Source organism: Acinetobacter sp. YH12249 (assembly GCF_013417475.1).
GTDB lineage: Bacteria > Pseudomonadota > Gammaproteobacteria > Pseudomonadales > Moraxellaceae > Acinetobacter.
On record NZ_VPDX01000017.1, the window covers coordinates 1 to 20231 of the forward strand.

Sequence of the window (20231 nt, forward strand, 5' to 3'; positions counted from 1 at the left end):
GAATAATTCAAGTGAATTTGTTTGAAAGAAAAACTTTAAAAGCTTTATTTTCACCCGATAAAATACCCATAAAACAAGAGGAAGCTCATTTGAGCTTCCTCTTGTGAAAAATTGTGGGACAGCAATGGATCATATGATCCTCTTTTTTTATAGACTTAAAATGACCGAGATATAAAAACTTACTCTTCTTCAGCCGGTGGCACTAGCATCAGTACAGAATCATTCAATAGCTCAGCAACATCCTCCAGTATATCTTCGTCAGCGAAATCTTCATCCAATAAGACACGCGCACCATCAGCAATCTGCTTCAGTTTTGAAGTAAATGCTTCAGAAATACAGATTCCCTCACCATTGGCCCAGAATAAGGTTTCACCATCTTCTTCTGTATAGAGTAAGCGTGAAGCGGGTTCAAGCATCAGGCTATAGCCCTGATCAAGTGCTTCTTCCAGATCACCTGTACCAATTTCTTCAGCTTCCGGAATATTCTCTTCATATTTTGGTTCTGACATCAGGCTCATGATGGCATCTTCAAGCACATTGGAGTTATGCAACTGCTCCATGATTTTGCCTTTCAGATATTCAAGTTCATTGCCTGTGACTTCACCCGCAGCACTGATATGATCGCGAATGATGTCAGTCAATGGATTGCGTAAGACTTCATTTTCCGAAAATTTATCGCCTACACGGTCCATCATGTCACTGACATTTGGCATACGGAAACCAAAAGAGAAAGTCAGACAGTCATCTTCTGCTACGCCGTAATGAGACAGACCGGGTGGAATATACAGCAAATCACCGGGTGCAAGAACTTCATCAAAATGCACATCCATTTCTGGCAATAATTTTAATGGCTGCCCCGGTACAAGTTCGGTCTCGGCATCACACATTTGCCCCAGTTGCCAGCGGCGATGACCATAGCCTTGAACCAGAAAAACATCATAAAAGTCGAAATGTTGACCGACTGAACCGCCTTGAGGTGCATAAGACACCATGATGTCATCACGACGCCATTGAGGGATAAAGGCAAACTTTTTCCAGAGTTCAGACAGGTCGAAAGAATAGTGATCCACAGCCTGAACCAGTAAAGTCCAAAGCTTAGGCATCTTCTGGAAGTCAGCTTTTAATAAAGGAGATGTCTTGACCGACCACTGATTTGGATCACGATCTTTCTGCTTGATCAGACGTGCAGTGACATTTTCTTCAAGTGCCAGCTCCATCACATCATCAGGCTCTAGCAGGCCTGCGATTTCAGGCATGGCATTACGTACCAGCAGCGGTTTTTTTTGCCAGTATTCGGCAAGGAATTGTTCAGCGGTAATACCGCCTAAAACGTCTAGAGGTAGGGACATAAATAAAGCCTAAAATAAAGGAGATTAAGGAACTAAAATCTTTAGCTCACGAAGAATATTACATAGCTGAATCATTGGCATACCCATCAGGGTAGTTTGATCCTGACCGATCATGGTTTCAAACAGACTAATCCCAAGGCTTTCACATTTAAAACTACCGGCACAATGCAGCGGCTGTTCGATCTCTACATAACGCTCAATTTCCGCTTGAGACAGTTTGCGGAATTTGACTTTATAATGTTCTACCAGCGTACGTTCAAAACCGGTAGATTTCTGCTGAACGCTGAGCGCCGTACTGAAATACACTATCTTGTCCGAATTGGCCTGTAGCTGGCGAATGGCCTTTTCTATTGTTAAAGGCTTACCCATAAAGATATCTGGTGCGCCTTCACGCCAGGCTACCTGATCAGAACCGATCACAATCGCATCAGGATGTTGCTCAGCGACATGACGAGCTTTTTCAAAAGCCAGGCGTTTGGCTAATTCATCCGCATGATTTTCACCTTGGGGTGATTCATCTATGTCCGGGACGACCGATATGTAATCAAGACGTAGACGGTTCATCAGTTCTTTACGGGTCTGGCTTGAAGAAGCCAAGATGATTTTTGCGGTATTCATTAGACAGCGTATTCTTCTAAAATATGGAGAGGAACGTAAGCAAGGACAGCTTTGTGACAGGCTTGCAGCTTGATCGGTGGTGCTTGTCCAGCTTCATAAGCTTCTACCCAGCGTGTGACGCAGATACACCAGAAATCACCAGGTTGCAGTCCAGGAAATCCCAGTTCTGGTAACGGTGTAATCAGGTCATTGCCCACTTTCTGGGAAAAATTCAGAAATTCAGAAGTCATCTGTGCACAGACAGTGTGCTGTCCCAGATCGGTAGGTGCGGTATGACAAAAGCCATTACGGAAATACCCAGTAATGGGATCAAAACAACAGCTCGCCAAAGGCTCGCCCAGAACATTAAGACGGTTAAGATTAGGATCAGGATGTATCGACATAGGTACTGAATCTGGAAGAAGCTTTTTTCTATCATAACAAAACTTTGGCATTCATAATGTTTTCTGCAAAAGATGCTAACCTTTTTCTGCATAATCATTTAAAATCGCCTCGTTTTTAATATCTATAAAGAGAGCTCTACAATGAACTTTCAGCGTATGACTGACCTTGACCTGACGGGTAAACGTGTTCTGATCCGTGAAGATTTAAATGTACCGGTTAAAAATGGTGTAATCACTAGCGATGCGCGTCTACGTGCTGCATTACCAACAATTAAAGCTGCAGTAGAAAAGGGCGCGGCTGTCATGGTGTATTCACACCTTGGTCGTCCAGTTGAAGGTGAGCCGAAGGCTGAACAGTCTCTTGCGCCTGTAGCAGCTTATCTGACTGAAGCATTGGGTCAGGAAGTAAAACTTTTCACAGACTATCTGGATGGTGTTGAAGTTCAGCCGGGTCAAGTGGTTTTACTGGAAAACTGCCGTTTCAACGTAGGTGAAAAGAAAAACAATCCTGAACTTGCAGCAAAATATGCAGCACTTTGTGACGTATTCGTGATGGATGCATTTGGTACTGCACACCGTGCAGAAGCATCAACTGAAGGTGTCGCTCGTTTAGCTAAAGTAGCAGCAGCAGGTCCTTTATTGGCAGCTGAGCTAGATGCTCTTGGCCGTGCATTGAAAACGCCTGAAAAACCAATGGTTGCGATCGTTGCAGGTTCTAAGGTTTCTACCAAGCTTGATGTTTTGACTTCATTGTCTGATATTTGTGATCAATTGATCGTCGGTGGTGGTATCGCAAATACGTTCCTTGCAGCTGCTGGCTACAATGTAGGTAAATCACTGTGTGAAAATGACCTGATCGATACAGCGAAAGCCATTGCCGCAAAAGTTTCAGTTCCACTTCCAACTGATGTTGTGGTTGCTGATGCATCTGAAATCAACTTTGATGACTTCTTGGGTTCATTGGCTGCAGCGAAAGCGACTGTAAAAAAAGTTGAAGATGTTGCTGACAATGACATGATCCTTGACGTGGGTCCAGAAACTGCAAAAGCATTTGCTGAAATCCTGAAAACGTCTAAAACAATTCTTTGGAATGGTCCAGTCGGCGTATTCGAAGTAGATCAGTTCGGTGAAGGTACTAAAGCACTGTCTTTAGCGATTGCTGAATCTGAAGGTTTCTCGATTGCTGGTGGTGGCGATACTTTAGCTGCAATCGACAAATACGAAGTTGCTGACAAAATTGGCTACATCTCGACTGGTGGCGGTGCATTCCTTGAATTCGTTGAAGGCAAAACACTTCCTGCAGTTGCGGTATTGTTAGAACGTGCTTAATCGCATGTCCTAATGTAAAAAGCTGGCTTGATGCCAGCTTTTTTATTTTTATCGCTTATTTATTCCAGATCTGTTCATCACTGATTCATTAAAGTGCAATAAAGCTGTCATAAGATGCAGACAATAGAGTATGGAGATGAGATCTTTTGATGAAACAGCACCTCACTTTAGCTGCATTGCTGGCAGCATCTTTTATTTTTACTGCCTGTACCCAGCAGGAAAATACACCAGCCGAGGACGTAGAAAATACAACAGCTGTAAATGAAGAGTTCATTAGTCCGGAACAGCAGGCCGCAATTGATGCAATTGATAAACCGGTTCTGGATGAAAAAAATACAGATGTTCCGGCTGAAATTGCCAATGCACCTGCAGATGCCGCAACTGTAGATCAATCTGTATCAGGTGCTTCTGAGCCTATGACACCATAACTCAGACTATGCAAGTAAAAATCCCTGCTTTTGCAGGGATTTTTTATAAAATATTGTATTTTTTGGCTGTATTGCAATAGTTGAACATGTAGAATATGGCCCATTACCTGGGAGGATATTATGGCTCTTATTTCGATGCGCCAGCTCTTGGATCACGCCGGCGAACATGCTTACGGCGTACCAGCGTTTAACGTAAACAACTTAGAACAAATGCGCGCAATCATGCTCGCAGCAGATGCAACGAATTCACCTGTAATCGTGCAGGCATCTGCAGGTGCTCGCAAATATGCAGGTGCACCATTCTTACGTCACCTTATCTTGGCTGCAGTTGAAGAATGGCCACATATTCCAGTGGTAATGCACCAGGATCATGGTACTAGCCCTGACGTATGTCAACGTTCAATCCAGTTAGGCTTTACTTCAGTCATGATGGACGGCTCACTGGGTGAAGACGGTAAAACACCAACTTCATATGAATACAACGTTGATGTGACTCGCCGTACTGTACAAATGGCACATGCATGTGGCGTTTCAGTAGAAGGTGAGATCGGCTGTCTGGGTAGCCTTGAAACAGGTATGGCAGGCGAAGAAGATGGTGTAGGCGCTGAAGGCGTACTTGACCATTCTCAACTGCTAACTTCAGTTGAAGAAGCTCGTCAATTCGTTGCGGATACCAATGTTGACGCATTAGCTATTGCAGTAGGTACTTCACACGGTGCGTACAAGTTTACTCGTCCACCTACAGGCGATATTCTTGCAATTGACCGCATTAAAGAAATTCATGAAGCACTGCCAAATACTCACCTTGTAATGCACGGTTCAAGCTCTGTGCCACAAGAATGGCTGGCTGTGATTAACCAGTATGGCGGCGACATCAAAGAAACTTATGGTGTTCCTGTTGAGCAACTGGTTGAAGCGATCAAGCACGGTGTTCGTAAAATCAACATCGATACTGACTTGCGTTTAGCGTCTACAGGTGCAATGCGCCGTATGATGGCTGAAAAACCAAGCGAATTCGATCCACGTAAATTCTTCAGCGCAACTGTAGATGCAATGAAGCAAATCTGTATCGACCGTTATGAAGCATTTGGTACTGCAGGTAATGCAGACAAGATTCGCCCAATCTCTTTAGAGAAAATGGTTGAGCGTTATAAATAATTCCTTGTGAATAATTTATAAGAAGAGCCCACAGCGAATGTGGGCTTTTTTATATTTAAATAAAGATGAAGAATAAGAGCAGCATATGGAACTGATTTTTATTGCAGCATTATGTAGTGTTGCAGTCTCGATACTCTTAAAAATTGCTAAAAATAGAGGCTTGAGCCCCATCCACATGATTAGCTGGAATTATGTTACAGCCAGCGTATTGTGTTTTTTCTGGTTCAAGCCAGACATCCAGCATATTTCCATGAGTCAGACTCCATGGCTACTGATTCTGGCGCTTGGCGTTTTATTGCCGAGCGTATTTCTATTTCTGGCCAAGTCATTACAGACAGCAGGAATCTTAAAAACTGAAATTGCCCAGCGATTATCGGTTGTACTATCACTGGCCGCTGCTTATTTCATTTTTCAGGAACAATTTAACCAGCTCAAGATGCTGGGTATTGTCTTAGGCATAAGTTCCGTACTGTGCATTCTATTCTCACACCGTCAGGCATCAGAAAGCTCCAGGCAGGGAATGTTTTTTCTGGGTCTGGTGTGGTTTGGTTATGCACTGATTGATGTCTTGTTGAAATATACCACCAGCCTTGGTCTACAATTTGCTGTGGCACTGAACTTGATGTTTATCTGCGCCATGATTCTGTCGATGATCTATCTGCTGCTGCAATATCGTCATCTAGGTTCTGGCAAGAATATTGGTTTCGGTCTGTTATTGGGTGCGCTGAACTTTGCCAATATCGCTTTTTACGTCAAAGCACACATGATGCTCAAAGATACGCCAGCGATTGTATTCGCGGGCATGAATATTCTGGTGGTGATTTTTGGTGTGATTGCAGGATTGCTCATCTTTAAAGAACGACTCAAACCTGCAAGTGTGATCGGGTTGATTCTAGGTGTGATTAGTGTTGTTTGCCTAGCATATGCAATGTCTGTTTAACATAGGAAGATGCAAATTCAAGCGGATAACGTAACAGGTCTTCTTTTTCAGCCCGTCCAAGCAATAAGCCTGCCTGTTTGCAGTCTGGACAATGCGGATAACGATGCTGGGCATTAGCATAGTGATGTAAATAGATCTTATCGCAGTGTTTGCATTCGAATTTTAAAGAGCTGGATGGTAAAACAGACATGGGTACCTCTAATTGTTATTCTAGTTGGATGTTTGGAGAATAAAGCAAAAATTAGGCCCAAATTGACAAGAAAAGGGGCACTAGACCCCTTTTATAACATAAAATGCTTACAGTTTGGTGAAAATATCTTCGGCTTGCAGACGAGATTTAGGCAATTTGGCATTGAAATCGTTTTCACTGCGATAACCTAAAGTAAGCAATACTGATGGAATCAGGCCTTGTTCAGCTAACTGTAATTCCTCACTCAGAATGTCTTCATCAAAACCACCGATCGGTGTGGCATCAATACCTTCACTTCCTGCAGCCAGTAAGATCTGTCCCAATGCAATAAAGGTCTGGTTTTCTGCCCAGCGCTGAATATCGCCTTTTTCATTACGATAATAATGTACATAACCGGTACGGGTATTCTTTTGACCTTCTTTGGCGCTCTCATCTTTAAAACGACCACTGAGATCATCACGATTTAACAGGTTGTCCAGATGTAACTCGTCAATATCGGCTTTGGTACAAAATAAAATAGTATGTGAAGAGTCCAGCACTTTGGGAGCATTGTAGGCATAAGTTCCAACTAGTGCTTTGGCAATACGCTGTTTAGCGGCATCATTGTCGGCAATAAAAAAATGCCAGGGCTGAATGTTAATCGAAGATGGCGTCAGGCGTAAGATTTCTAATAAACGTTCAAATTGTTCTGCTGGAACCTTCTTGTTAGGGTCATAAGCTTTAGTGGTATAACGGGTTTGAGCGATCTTGAGTAAATCCATTGATGGACTCCAATCTTTTGATAAGGCGTTTAGAAATATGCTTTAGGCATCTAGATTTTTCTGATCAAAAGATTATTACAATAAAAACATCATCGGCAAAGTTTATATTTATATAATCTTGAGTGAAATTTTATGAAAAACTAAGAGTTAAATCAGATAAAAAGCAAGCTTTTGTATATTGGCAGTTTCTGGTAACAGGAGTTTAATAAGGACTTCAGGCAATAGCATGCAAGATAGGTGGGCCGATGCAATATACCAATTACTTTAAACGTAAATTAAAGACGCAGCAGCAAATTGGCTTGTGGGTCGGACTGGCTGACGCGTATGGAACAGAAATTGCGGCAAATGCGGGCTATGACTGGCTCTTGATTGATGGTGAGCATGCCCCAAGCGATTTAAGAACAACGCTCTCTCAATTACAGAGTATCGCTGCTTATCCATCTCAAGCTGTAGTACGCCCACCAATCGGCAGTGTACAACTGATCAAGCAGTTACTCGATATTGGCGCACAGACCTTATTGATTCCTATGGTAGAAACTGTGGAGCAGGCCGAATTAATGGTCAAAGCAGTCCGTTATCCACCGGAAGGAATTCGTGGTGTGGGTGCTGCGCTGGCACGTGCGACACGCTGGAACAGTATCCCGAATTATTATCAGACTGCTCATGAAAATATCTGTTTGTTAATTCAGATTGAATCGGTGACAGGTCTGGAAAATCTGGATGAAATCCTTAAGATTGAGGGGATTGATGGTGTATTTATTGGGGCGGTAGATCTTTCAGCGACTATGGGTTATCAGGGGAATCCGAACCATCCTGAAGTACAAAAAGCAGTAGTAGACGCTATTCAGCGGATTCGTGCATCAGGTAAGGCTGCTGGGATTTTATCGACGCAGCATGAAGCTACCCAGAAATATCTGGCGCTTGGAACTGAGTTCGTTGCAGTAGGGGTTGATACCAGTGTTCTGATGAATTCGCTTCGTGAACTTTTGGCGAAATATAAACCTGATGCTGAAGTCATCAAGTCAGAAGGCGGTTATTGATTATAAAAATATCAGAGAGTCGTAAATTGTGGTTTCTCAATATTGATTACTTACATAGAAGATATTTTATAAAAGCTCTGATTTGTCAGAGCTTTTTTATTTACTTTAGCTATAGTAGTTTAAAAAATAAGATGGGTGGGATTGTAAAATGAAACCAGAAGAAATTGATATATTTTTTGAGCAGCAAAAACAGATCCATGAGCAAAAAAACAACAACGTTATCATTTAGGGCAACGTATCTTATTCGTCTTTAATGCTGACTTATACATTGCTTAGTGGATATCTGGCAGTTTTAAACTTTCTTGATTCAGGTGATTTGATCTCTGGCTTTAGTATCATGATGTTGATCGGTTTGTTTTATATGTTGAAATACTTCTTTACTGGACATTCAGATAGGCGAAAAAGCATCTGAAAAATACTACTCTTGACATATGTCATTACAATGTAATTTTGCTATTTGGTCAAAAAAGAGTTATAAGATAATTACTTTAAAGCGAATACTGTTTTCGCTGGTTTATTTTTAGCTGATTGTGATACACGAAAGACAGGTTTTCCTGTTAAAAAAACTCTAGCAAACCCAGAAATAAGATTTATTTTTAGTCTATAGCTCTCCTTGTTTAATCACAAAAAGCTCATATTATGAGTGAATATTTTGAAAAATTTAAATACATGGTCTATCGCGACCGCCATTAATGGTTGTGAAATTCAAGTTAAAGTTGTACCAATGCAACGTCAGCAAAATACCATCAATGGTATGATTATGGTCAATGTGGGCAAGATGATTGAACTTGAAAATGGTGAACAATATCCATTTAATCTGGATGGTAAAAGTTTCTATACTGGTTTTAACCAGTTATACCGTTTAAGTTAAATAAAATATAAAAAGCAACTGCTCGCAGTTGCTTTTTTTATGGGTAATACCAGATTTTTAGCTGAATGTTATGAATATCAATATCCGAGCTGCCCAGCTCTAAAATCTCAGCATAATCAGCTTTCCAATCTCCTAAAACAATTCTTTTTTTACCATTTACATCATGGATTGCAGCGCGGTGAGTATGTCCATGAATCAGCACATCTGCTTCTTTGAGTGCTGCTTCTACCGCAGATGGGTTTACATCCATAACCTCATAGCTTTTCAATTGCTGTGCTTCATGGCTTTTCTTGCGGAAACCGTTGGCGAGTCTGGCTCGAAAGCTAAGAGGCATTTTTCTTAAAAAACCTAACATCCAAGGATGGCGGATGATTTTTCTGAAACGCTGATAGGACACATCATCGGTACAGAGTGCATCACCATGTTCGATCCGATATTGGAGTGAACCTATATTTAAGCTGGTCATTTCAGGTAAAAGCTGTCCGGAAAATTGATCCAGAAAATCTTGGCCTAAGGCAAAGTCACGGTTACCGATAAGAAAATAGATCTGATTGCCGGCCTGGTTAAACTGTTTTAAAGCACTGACGATTTCATCCAGCCAGGGAGCAGTGTAGTCATCTCCAATCCAGGCATTGAACCAGTCGCCCAAAATATACAGTTGGGTATTTTTATGCTGATAAGCTGCCAATAAATCTAAAAACCCCCGAACGAGTCGAGGGTGATCAGGTGACAAATGTAAATCTGAGATAAACAGATAGGTCACAAATCTTTTCCTTATTTTTTAATCCCTCCCGACCTCCCTCTGCAAAAGAGATGAGAAAAACCATCTTTAAAAATGATGGTTCCCTCCTTTATTAAAGGAGGGGTAGGGAGGATTTAAAATTACTCAGAAATGATTTTTGCAGATTCGATCACAACGTTCTCTAGAGGAACGTCAGCGTGGTAGCCACGGTTACCAGTGCGAACGCCTTTAATTGCATCAACAACATCCATGCCTTCAACTACTTTACCAAATACGGCATAACCCCAACCTTGTGCAGTTTTACCAGTGTGGTTAAGGAAAGAGTTGTTTTTCACGTTAATGAAGAACTGAGCAGAAGCAGAGTGAGGTGCTTGAGTACGTGCCATTGCAATGGTGCCTACATCGTTGCTTAAACCGTTGTCAGCTTCGTTTTCAATCGCATCACGTGTTGCTTTTTCTTTGAAGTTTTCATCCATGCCGCCGCCCTGGATCATGAAACCATCAATAACGCGGTGGAAAATTACGCCGTCATAAAAACCGTCACGTACATATTGCAAGAAGTTAGCTACTGTTTTAGGTGCTTTTTCAGCGTTTAATTCAAGAACAATACGACCTTTATTGGTGTTTAATTCGACTTGAGGAAAACTCATTGTGTAATCTCCTAATCATGGACTAATGCCATGGTTTTTTCTGAATGAAGGAAGCATAAGCAAACTACAATCGACAAGGCAAGCAAAAACATAATTTTCTTTGTTAAAAACATAAAAATCGTATCTTATTTATGCATTGATTTACAAAGTCATTTCTTCTAGATCATGCGTCTTCATAAAGCTTGTCTGACCCTAAGAGCATGCACTGATCTGCTGGCTCAGTCAAAAGCGGATATTTTACGATTTGGTAAGCTATTGTATTTTCCAATTTGAAAATGAACGAATTGAAATCAAATACCTAAGTTAACGGTTGAGAGATCATTCACCTATAGTTAAACTAAAGAACCTTTATTTAGTGAATACAGTTAGACCGCGTGAGCTACTGCATATTCATTAATCCCTTTTTAACTTTAGAAGTGAATGATTAATCATGAAGCCAAATGATGTTGTGACGTCTCTGCCCGACAACCCGACCCAAAATAAGAATGCAGTCGATTCAGCGCAGCAGCAGGAACAACAACCAGGCTTAGACTTTGTACGTCAGGTGATTACTGATGATCTAGCAGCTGGCCGTACCCAGCAAGTGGTCACCCGTTTCCCGCCTGAACCAAATGGTTATTTGCATATTGGTCATGTTAAAGCGATCTGCTTGAACTTCGGTATTGCTGAAGAATTTGGTGGCCTGTGCAACCTGCGTTTTGATGATACCAACCCCGATGCAGAAGAGCAGGAATATGTGGATGGTATTGCCAATGATGTAAAATGGCTAGGTTTCCAGTGGAATGGTGAACCACGCTATGCATCAAGTTATTTTGACCAGTTATATGCATGGGCAATTCAACTGATTGAACAGGGCGATGCCTATGTGGATCTGCAAACTCCGGAAGAGATCAAGCTGAACCGCGGTAACTTTGTAGAGCCAGGTAAAAACTCGCCACAACGCGATGCGACTGTGGAAGAAAACCTCGAGCGTTTCGAAAAAATGCGCACTGGTGAATATGCTGAAGGCGAAGCGGTATTGCGTGCCAAGATAGATATGAACTCGCCAAATGTGCATATGCGTGATCCGATCCTGTATCGTATTCTGCATTCTGCGCATCACCAAACTGGCGATAAATGGAAAATTTATCCAATGTACGACTATGCGCATCCATTATCAGATGCGATTGAAGGCATTACGCATTCACTTTGTACACTGGAATTCCAGGATCACCGTCCATTCTACGACTGGGTGGTGGAAAAAGTTAAATCGCCATCAGTTCCACGTCAATACGAATCTAGCCGTCTGAATGTTGATTACACCATCACGTCTAAACGTAAGCTGCGCAAGCTGGTTGAAGGCGGTTATGTTAACGGGTGGGATGATCCACGTATGCCGACTGTTGTCGGTATGCGCCGTCGTGGTTTCACGCCTGAAGGTCTGCGTGATTTCTGTAAGCGTGTAGGAGTATCTAAAGTCGATGGCAGTATCGTTGATGTAGCAATGCTTGAATATTGCATCCGTCAATCTTTAGAAAATACTGCAGCTCGCGGTATGGCAGTATTGAATCCACTGAAAGTGACTTTAACCAATTTGCCAGCGGATATGGATCTGACTCATTCACGTCATCCAAACGTAGATATGGGCGAACGTATTATTCCGCTCACTTCAGAAATCTATATCGACCATAAAGACTTTGAAGAAGAGCCACCTAAAGGCTTCAAACGCCTAATTCCGGGCGGTGAAGTGCGTCTTCGTCATGCTTATGTCATCAAATGTGATGAAGTGATTAAAGATGCGAACGGTGAAGTGGTTGAATTGAAATGCTCAATCGATCCTGAAACTTTAGGTAAAAATCCTGAAGGCCGTAAAGTAAAAGGTGTAGTTCACTGGGTATCTGCAACCAAAGGTATTCCTGCCGAAGTTCGCATTTACGATCGTCTGTTCACTGAATCTGATCCAGAAACTGGGGATGACTTCCTGGCGAATCTGAACCCTGAATCATTGAAAGTGGTTCAAGCAGTTATTGAGCCTGCGCTGGCTGAGGCAAAACCGGAAGATCGTTTCCAGTTTGAACGTGAAGGCTATTTCGTAGCGGATCAATATGATCATTCAAGCGACAAACCAGTGTTCAACCGTATTCTAGATTTGAAAGACAGCTTTAAACCTGGCAAATAATTTAAGCTAAATCCCTAAAAAGCCCAACTCCGGTTGGGCTTTTTCAATCGTGGCAGGAAAGAATGAATGATTGTTCGTGATAAAAGTAATAGCTTTAGTCTGCTGTTTGCATGGCATGGCACAATTTTGCCTAAAGTTCTGCCTGCCTTGGGGCTGGTAATTTTTCTTTCAGGCTTGCTGGTCTATCTGCGTCAGGCGCATTTTTTTAGCTTTCCTGCAGTGCCGGCCATTGGCTTTACCATCTTCGGGGTGATTCTGTCAATTTTTCTCAGCTTTCGTAACACTGCCTGTTATGACCGTTGGTGGGAAGGGCGTAAGCTGTGGGGAGCGCTGATTGCTACCACACGTCATTTATGTCGTGATAGTTACGTGCTTGATGATCAGTCACGTGAAATCCTGTTGTATCGAATGATGCTCTTTACTCATTTATTACGTGACCGTTTGAGACAGCAACAGCAAAGTATTCAGCATTACCAGACCCACACTGGTTTTGAAGTTGCTGCATTTGAACAATTGCCCACGCATATCAATGCATCACAATGGGTACTGGAACAGATCCAGAAAGATTTGGTTTTGCTCTACAAACAAGGCAAGATTACAGACATTATTTATAACAATCTGAATCAGCATACAGTGGCTTTAGGCGATATACAGGCGGGTTGTGACCGGATCCTGTCGACGCCGTTACCCTTTTCTTATTCGGTGCTGTTGCATCGTGCTGTTTATTCTTTCTGCTTTATCCTGCCATTTAGTCTGGAAGCCAGTCTTGGTTTATGGACTCCGATTCTGGTCGGCCTGATTGCCTATATGCTGTTAGGGTTAGATGAGCTGAGTGCAGAACTGGAAGAGCCTTTTGGATTTCAGGATAATGATCTGCCTTTAGACTCTATTGTGAGACTGATCGAACGTGAAACCCTGAGTTCTTTAGGACAAGAATTACCTGAAGCGATTAAAGCTAAAAAAGCTTATTTAACTTAGGTTTAAATCGATTTTATCGACAAGTTAATTATTCAATAAATCAAATGAAAGTCATCTTATTTTTAAATAGCCGTCTTAAAAACTTTAATAGCAAGAAACTAAAACCTTAACGATGTTTTAAATGATTACCAAGATCTGGGCTATTGTTTTTAACCTGCTCATGTAGCTCACGATATTGCTCTAAACGTTGTTTGGCCTTGTCACGTAGCTTTTTCTTGATATAGAGAGCTAGAGCGAAACAGGTGGTCGTCAAGGTCAGGAAAAGGCTATTCATAAAGCTCATCATGGAGCTGATATAACCGATCGTCGTCAGGCGATTCATCATCTGAATGACTTGTGGGCTGCTTTCTACACCAGTGATTGCCCAGGTACAGAGATGTTCACAATTATTGATAATCAGGTGATAGTTATTTTCATGCATTCTGGAACGCATACGACGAACCACTTTACGGCCTTTGTATTTTGCTGAGGCATAATACTGGATCTGAATCGGTTTGCCGTTGCTGAATTTCTCAATTGAGGTGATTTCAATTGGATGCTTTTTAAATAAATGTGCAAAACCGGAATAGTGGATGACACGACCACGCCCGGCATAAATCCCGTGATGAGTATAACCGAAATGTTTAACCATAAGATGCGCACCTATGGGAAACCGTTTAGTTCGCTGCATGTAAAGATTAAGCCATTTAATAACAAGTGTATTTTAAACAGCAAGTGTACTGTTTTTTTGTGAATTAATCGATGTTTTAGGGTTCAATTCTATCCAGAATTCGTTGTCTAGACAGTCATCTTTAAATTTTTCGAACTTTATAAATGCTGTATGTGCACTGATTGAGGCAGATCTAAAATTATAATGTCTAAATAGTCTAAGCAAATATGATATGCAAAGTCATTTATCTGCATTGAAGAGAAATGAAGATATAGAAACCCAAGTTCAGATAGAAAGATTAGGTTCCATCTGATTAAGAGGAAATAAGGGTTGGCAAAAATCCAAATGATAGATATAAAAATGCATTTGCGTATGCAAATGCATTTTATCAAGACCTAAGCTGCTTATTGCAGCGGCAGGTGCTGAAGTTCATTGAGTTCTTTACGGCTGTAACCGCGAGAAGCTAGAACTTTTTTGATTCCGATAATGATATCTTCATCAGTTGCTTTAGACAGTGCTTCAAGGAGCTGTTCATTTGTCTTGCAAGAGCAATCATTTTCAACACAAGCAATCTGGTTCTTGTGTTCATTTTGTTGTTCATCTGAAAACAACTTCTGCCAGAAACTCATAGAGCCTTCATACACAACCTAACATAGGGTGAAATATATCCAATTTAATAAATAAAGCAATAGGACCTATGTGATAAAAGCAGCAGTCAGTATTTCAAATTTTCGATTGGAGATAAGATTTTGAACGATATTATTTGATTGAAACAAGATAATTCATGCATAAGTTACTAATTTTATGTATAAAAATGGAGCTAACAAAAGCTCCATTTATGTAACAAAAAAATAAATTGAAACAATATTTTTAGCGTTTTTCCAGCAGTACGCCTGACTCTACATGGTGGGTATAAGGAAACTGATCGAACAAGGCAAACTTGGTAATTTTATGGGTTTGGGACAATTGTTTCAGATTGTCGTGTAATGTGTCCGGATTGCAAGAAATGTAGATGATTCGTTCAAAGCGTTGCAACAGTTTCAGTGTTTCATTATTAATCCCTGCCCGTGGTGGATCGACAAATACCGTATCGAAGTCATAAGTTGACAGATCGATATTGGCTTCTTGCAGACGGCGGAAAGTACGATCACCATTAAAAGCTTGCGTAAATTCTTCAGCGGACAGACGCGCCACCTGAATATTCTCGATACCGTTCTGCTCGATATTCCATTCAGCCGCATACACAGATGACTTGGCCAATTCAGTTGCCAATGCACGACGGAAACGGGTAGACAATGGCAGGGTAAAGTTACCATTGCCACAATACAGCTCTAAGAGATCTTTGTCAGATTGCTGCGCGGCATTACATGCCCATTCCAGCATTTTCTGGCAGACTTGAGCATTCGGCTGGGTGAAGCTGCTTTCGATCTGTTTGTACTGATATTTACGGTCAAATACAGTGAGTTCTTCTACGACAAACTCATCGCTCAAGACAAATTTCTGGCCACGGCTACGACCAATCAGCTTGATCTTCAATTTTTCAGCCAGTGCTTTAGCTGCAGGTTCCCAGCTTTCATCCAGTTTACGGTGATAGATCAGGGAAACCAGTACTTCACCTTTTAGTGTTGCTAGAAAGTGGACTTCAAATAGGCGGTGGCCTAGAGTTGCATCGGCTTTGAAGGCTTCTAGCAATTGCGGCATTAAGTCATTAATACTGCGGTCAGCCACAGGGAATTCATCAATACGGATCACTTTCTTGTTATTGTTCTGATCACGTTCAAACATGGCATAGAACAGGTCATCTTCAGTATGCCAGATCCGGAATTCAGCACGCATGCGATAGTACTGTTCAGGCGACTCAAATACTTCAAGGGCAGGTGGTTGATATTCGGCAAATTGCGCGCTAATGCGTTCAACTTTGGCATCCAGTTGTTGCTGATAAGATGAGGTCATATGCAGTAAAAAATCGCAAATATTTTGAAAGCCAAGATGGTAGCAAAAATTTGCTGTTCTGACTAAGCCTATTCCCGGAAATAGGCTGGAAAAGCAATTAAAAAAAGGCCAAATCTGCAAAGGGGAGAGATTTGGCCGTAAGAGGAAAGGAATTAAAATAATCTCAGTACTAAAGCTTTTTACAGGTCTGACATGGTCATGAGGCTGGCATTGCCACCTGCAGCTGCGGTATTGATACTGATTGCACGTTCAATCACGAAACGCTCCACTGGAATATCATAATTTCCAGAGCTTAAATGCGTGATACCTACAATTGATCCTTGTCGTCTTGCAATACGTTGCTGCAAATCCATCAATGCAGATGTATCGCCATGATGCAGTACAGCCTCAAAATCACCTGATTCAATATCCTTGATGACTTTAATGGCTTTCACCACACTCGAGGGCATACTTTGCAGATACTTGAGTATAAAAGTATTGTCTGCCAGTACAGCCGGGCGGCTACCGACCGATAAAATTGCCAAGATTTGCTGAATCTGATCTACATCATTGTCTGCTAGAGAGAGCACACTCTCACGCGGCAAGATCATGTACTGATTCTCTTCACCCGTTGGACCTTGCAGGCTAAAGCTATGTCCCGTTGCAATCTGAGCTGGAGCATTCAACGAAATGCTTGAGAAAGTCTTGTTTACCCAAGTCTTAAAGTCCTGTATTACTGGATTTCCAAATGGTGCCTGAGCAGACTGCATTGCATAAGGCTGAGCCAGTTTCTTCTCAGACACCTGATGCATTAAACGGTAGATATAAAGTGGACCCCCGGCTTTAGGACCAGTTCCAGACAGACCTTCACCACCGAAGGGTTGTACACCCACCACAGCACCGACAATATTGCGGTTGATATACAAGTTCCCGACATGCGCTTTTGAAATCACGGTTTGCATGGTTTCATCGATTCGGGTATGTAGTCCCATGGTCAGGCCATAACCTTTGCTGTTGATCTGATCCAGAAGTTGTGGCAGCTCACCGGCTTTATAGCTAATCAGATGCAGCACTGGACCAAAGACTTCACGCTCAAGATCATTTAAATTCGGCAGTTCAATTAAGGTCGGTTGAATAAACGTCCCTTGAGCCAGATCAGCAGCATCTTGATTAAACATCAGCTGATGAACTTCATGACCTTTACTGCGCATCTGATCAATATGCTTCTGGATATTCTGCTGTGCTTCGGCATCAATCACTGGGCCAATATCGGTTTTGAGTAGGACTGGATTACCGACTCGCAATTGCTGCATGGCACCTTTCAACATATTACGCACGGTGTCCAGATTATCTTTCTGTACACAGAGCACACGCAGGGCAGAACAGCGCTGACCGGCACTATCAAAGGCTGAGTTAACTACATCCAGCACAACCTGTTCGGTGAGCGCTGATGAATCTACGATCATGGCATTCTGGCCACCAGTTTCGGCAATCAGCGTCACGCTTTCGCCAAACTGATTCAGTCGTTCTGCAACGGTCTTCTGTAGAATCTTCGCTACTTCGGTAGAACCGGTAAACATGATGCCTTGGATACGGGAATCTTGGCTGAGTTGAGCGCCAATGGTTTCACCACGACCCGGCAAGAGTTGCAAGACATCCTGAGGAATACCAGCTTCCCAGAGTATCTGCACAGCTTGAGCGGCAATCAATGGAGTCTGTTCAGCCGACTTGGCAATCACGGTATTACCAGCAACCAATGCCGCCGAAATCTGTCCGGTAAAGATCGCTAACGGGAAGTTCCAAGGACTAATGCAGAGTACAGTTCCTAAAGGCTGAATATGTACATCATTAGACAGGTCCAGCATCTGGCCAGCATAGTAGCGTAGGAAGTCAATTGCTTCACGGACTTCCGCAATCGCATTGGCATAAGTTTTACCGGCTTCACGAGACAGTAGAACCATCAGTGGCAGCAAACGTTGCTGCATCAGGTCAGCGGCCTTATTGAGACAGGCTGCACGTTCATCCTTCGGCAAGTTGCTCCAGAAATGTTGAGCATTCACTGCCTGAGTCAGGGCAATTTCTGTCTGTTCAGTGGTGGCTTCATATACGGTGCCGACCACATCTTGATGCTGGGCAGGGTTGATAATCTGTACAGGATGACTACTATTAATTTCTGAGAAAGCAGTACCCATTGCAGCAGCCTGGAATTGGCTATTCGCCAAGTCAGTTGCAACTTCATTTAAGGCTTGCAGGTCTGCGTCATTGGCCAGATCCAAACCAGACGAATTTGATCGTAAAGTACCATATAAATCTTTTGGATAAGGGATTTGCGGATGTTTAGCACCTAAGGCATTTTCCTGTTGAGCTGCTTTTAAAATGGTTTGACGCGGATTCTCAATCAGGTCTTCGACTTTTAAATTCTTGTCGGCAATGCGATTGACGAAAGAGGTATTCGCGCCATTTTCCAGTAGTCGACGCACCAGATAGGCCAGTAGGGTTTCATGGTTGCCGACTGGGGCATAGATCCGGCATGGAACACCGAGTTTTCCAGCAGCTTTGTCACCCACCACATTTTCGTATAGTGGTTCACCCATGCCATGCAGACACTGGAATTCATATTGACCAGCATAATAACGTTCTGGATTAGCGAGCTGATAAATCGTGGCAACAGTCTGCGCATTATGTGTCGCAAATTGCGGGTAAATATAGTCCGGCTCTGCCAGTAGTTTACGTGCGCAGGCAATATAGGATAGGTCAGTATGTACTTTACGGGTAAACACCGGATAATCAGACATACCTTCGATCTGGGCTTTCTTGATCTCGCTATCCCAATACGCACCTTTCACCAGACGAATCATCAGGCGTTTCTGGCTGCGTTTAGCCAGATCAATGATGTAATCCACGACATAGAAGCAGCGTTTCTGGTAGGCCTGAATCACAAAACCAATGCCTTTCCAGTTATTGAGTTCAGGTTCAAAACAAAGACGTTCTAAAAGCTCTAAGGAAATTTCCAGACGCTCAGTTTCTTCGGCATCAATATTCAGGCCGATATTATAGTTTTTCGCCAGAACTGCCAGATTCAGAACTTTGCTATACAGTTCATCATTGACGCGGTCCATTTGCGAGCGCTGATAACGTGGATGCAGTGCAGACAGTTTGATGGAAATACCGGGACCGTTATAAACATCCTTATCTGTTGATGCCTTGCCGATAGCATGAATGGCGTCTTGATAGTCCTGATAATAACGCTCCGCATCTGGATCGGTCAGCGCTGCTTCACCAAGCATGTCATAAGAATATTGGAAACCTTTATCTTCTAGTCGTTCTGCATTTTTCAGGGCTTCATCAATGGTTTCGCCAGTGACAAACTGCTCACCCATCATGCGCATTGCGACGTCCACCGCTTTACGGATGATGCCACGGCCACTACGTGCTAAAAGACCGGTTAATAAACTCGACAAGCTTTTCTGCTGTGGTGTTTCCATCAGTTTGCCGGTCAGCATCAAACCCCAGGCTGCAGCATTCACGAACATCAGTTGGCTTTGGCCGAGATGTTCTTTCCAGTTGCCCTGATTGATCTTGTCGCGGATCAGCAGGTCACGGGTTGCTGTATCTGGAATACGCAGTAAGGCTTCTGCCAGACACATCAAGGCAATTCCTTCCTGAGAAGAGAGCGAAAATTCCTGAAGCAATCCTTGTACGATACCGGCTTTACCACCAGAGCCTTTACGCTCGCGTAGGGAATGTGCCAGATCAAACGCTAGGCGCTGAATTTTATCCGTCAGTTCAGAAGAAATTTCACTATGTTCCAGCAGCGTTTCCACGCACTCGGACTCGGCGCGTCGCCATGCGGTATTGATGCGCTGCTCGTATTGGTTTTTATCCTTAAATTCAGCAATGTAATTCGATTGCTTCACTGCATTCGAGTGCGAATTCGGGCGTAATGTGGTGGACATAGTGACTTCCTGTACTGCGTCAATCGGTTCTTTGAGTTGAATGAGTTTTAATCTATAATCCCAAAATAATTGACGAATATCTCACTATAGTTTGTATCA

Annotated in this window: 19 protein-coding genes; 8 read left to right on the top strand and 11 right to left on the bottom strand. The window is 42.5% G+C overall.

What is annotated here, in order from left to right; genetic code table 11:
* Positions 1-179: 179 nt before the first annotated feature.
* The 3 genes from FTV25_RS09905 to FTV25_RS09915 are packed head-to-tail and all read right to left on the bottom strand — an operon-like array spanning position 180 to position 2350.
* The gene (locus tag FTV25_RS09905; protein ID WP_034170326.1) at positions 180-1349 is read right to left on the bottom strand and encodes a cupin domain-containing protein; all 1170 of its coding nucleotides are present in this window, start codon (positions 1347-1349) and stop codon (positions 180-182) included.
* 24 nt (positions 1350-1373) lie between these two features.
* Positions 1374-1967 carry a nucleoside triphosphate pyrophosphatase gene (locus FTV25_RS09910; RefSeq protein WP_180003182.1) on the bottom strand — a complete coding sequence of 198 codons (594 nt, stop codon included), beginning with the start codon at positions 1965-1967 and terminating at the stop codon, positions 1374-1376.
* Positions 1967-2350: a DUF2237 family protein gene (locus tag FTV25_RS09915; protein WP_034170328.1), complete on the bottom strand. Its 384-nt coding sequence runs from the start codon at positions 2348-2350 to the stop codon at positions 1967-1969. The genes FTV25_RS09910 and FTV25_RS09915 overlap by 1 nt, the downstream gene beginning before the upstream one ends.
* A gap of 141 nt (positions 2351-2491) precedes the next feature.
* On the opposite strand from FTV25_RS09915, the gene FTV25_RS09920 reads away from it, so the two are divergent.
* From FTV25_RS09920 to FTV25_RS09935, 4 genes are all read left to right on the top strand, one after another.
* The gene (locus FTV25_RS09920; protein ID WP_034702596.1) at positions 2492-3679 is read left to right on the top strand and encodes a phosphoglycerate kinase; all 1188 of its coding nucleotides are present in this window, start codon (positions 2492-2494) and stop codon (positions 3677-3679) included.
* A gap of 149 nt (positions 3680-3828) precedes the next feature.
* Positions 3829-4107, top strand: a complete 279-nt coding sequence (locus tag FTV25_RS09925; protein WP_180003184.1) for a hypothetical protein — start codon at positions 3829-3831, stop codon at positions 4105-4107.
* A gap of 120 nt (positions 4108-4227) precedes the next feature.
* Positions 4228-5265 (top strand): class II fructose-bisphosphate aldolase, encoded by a 1038-nt coding sequence (gene fba / locus FTV25_RS09930; RefSeq protein ID WP_104426189.1) that lies wholly within the window; start codon positions 4228-4230, stop codon positions 5263-5265.
* 85 nt (positions 5266-5350) lie between these two features.
* Entirely contained in the window at positions 5351-6205 is an 855-nt protein-coding gene (locus FTV25_RS09935) for a DMT family transporter (RefSeq protein ID WP_180003186.1), read from the top strand.
* Here the strand turns inward: FTV25_RS09935 and FTV25_RS09940 are convergent.
* Together FTV25_RS09940 and nfsB are read right to left on the bottom strand one after the other, a co-directional pair.
* Entirely contained in the window at positions 6168-6395 is a 228-nt protein-coding gene (locus FTV25_RS09940; protein ID WP_004786112.1) for a hypothetical protein, read from the bottom strand. The two genes, FTV25_RS09935 and FTV25_RS09940, sit on opposite strands and share 38 nt — an antisense overlap.
* Positions 6396-6502: 107 nt before the next feature.
* Entirely contained in the window at positions 6503-7156 is a 654-nt protein-coding gene (gene nfsB, locus FTV25_RS09945) for an oxygen-insensitive NAD(P)H nitroreductase (protein WP_166136614.1), read from the bottom strand.
* Between the two features lie 245 nt (positions 7157-7401).
* Here nfsB and hpaI point away from each other — a divergent pair, with 245 nt between their 5' ends.
* Both hpaI and FTV25_RS09955 read left to right on the top strand, forming a co-directional pair.
* Positions 7402-8196 carry a 4-hydroxy-2-oxoheptanedioate aldolase gene (hpaI, locus tag FTV25_RS09950; RefSeq protein ID WP_125278322.1) on the top strand — a complete coding sequence of 265 codons (795 nt, stop codon included), beginning with the start codon at positions 7402-7404 and terminating at the stop codon, positions 8194-8196.
* Positions 8197-8848: 652 nt separating this feature from the next.
* Entirely contained in the window at positions 8849-9067 is a 219-nt protein-coding gene (locus tag FTV25_RS09955) for a hypothetical protein (RefSeq protein ID WP_004786100.1), read from the top strand.
* Between the two features lie 37 nt (positions 9068-9104).
* On the opposite strand, the gene FTV25_RS09960 is transcribed toward FTV25_RS09955, so the two are convergent.
* Both FTV25_RS09960 and FTV25_RS09965 read right to left on the bottom strand, forming a co-directional pair.
* Positions 9105-9830, bottom strand: coding sequence for a UDP-2,3-diacylglucosamine diphosphatase (locus FTV25_RS09960; protein ID WP_180003188.1), 726 nt, complete (start codon positions 9828-9830; stop codon positions 9105-9107).
* 119 nt (positions 9831-9949) lie between these two features.
* A complete protein-coding gene (locus tag FTV25_RS09965) occupies positions 9950-10459 on the bottom strand; it encodes a peptidylprolyl isomerase (RefSeq protein ID WP_004786097.1) in 510 nt (169 codons plus the stop codon).
* A 430-nt stretch (positions 10460-10889) separates the two neighbouring features.
* Here FTV25_RS09965 and FTV25_RS09970 point away from each other — a divergent pair, with 430 nt between their 5' ends.
* Positions 10890-12617, top strand: a complete 1728-nt coding sequence (locus tag FTV25_RS09970; protein ID WP_180003190.1) for a glutamine--tRNA ligase/YqeY domain fusion protein — start codon at positions 10890-10892, stop codon at positions 12615-12617.
* Between the two features lie 66 nt (positions 12618-12683).
* Complete coding sequence (locus tag FTV25_RS09975; RefSeq protein WP_180003192.1) at positions 12684-13595, top strand: bestrophin family protein; 912 nt, start codon at positions 12684-12686, stop codon at positions 13593-13595.
* 106 nt (positions 13596-13701) lie between these two features.
* Here the strand turns inward: FTV25_RS09975 and FTV25_RS09980 are convergent, their stop codons facing one another.
* The 4 genes from FTV25_RS09980 to putA all read right to left on the bottom strand — a co-directional run bounded on the left by FTV25_RS09980 (position 13702) and on the right by putA (position 20132).
* On the bottom strand, positions 13702-14265 hold the full coding sequence (locus tag FTV25_RS09980) for a lecithin retinol acyltransferase family protein (protein ID WP_125278319.1): 564 nt from the start codon (positions 14263-14265) through the stop codon (positions 13702-13704).
* 383 nt (positions 14266-14648) lie between these two features.
* Positions 14649-14873 carry a hypothetical protein gene (locus tag FTV25_RS09985; RefSeq protein ID WP_004786091.1) on the bottom strand — a complete coding sequence of 75 codons (225 nt, stop codon included), beginning with the start codon at positions 14871-14873 and terminating at the stop codon, positions 14649-14651.
* Positions 14874-15114: 241 nt separating this feature from the next.
* Positions 15115-16197 carry a tRNA (uridine(54)-C5)-methyltransferase TrmA gene (gene trmA, locus FTV25_RS09990; RefSeq protein WP_180003194.1) on the bottom strand — a complete coding sequence of 361 codons (1083 nt, stop codon included), beginning with the start codon at positions 16195-16197 and terminating at the stop codon, positions 15115-15117.
* 179 nt (positions 16198-16376) lie between these two features.
* A complete protein-coding gene (gene putA / locus FTV25_RS09995; protein ID WP_180003196.1) occupies positions 16377-20132 on the bottom strand; it encodes a trifunctional transcriptional regulator/proline dehydrogenase/L-glutamate gamma-semialdehyde dehydrogenase in 3756 nt (1251 codons plus the stop codon).
* Between the last annotated feature and the right edge of the window lie 99 nt (positions 20133-20231).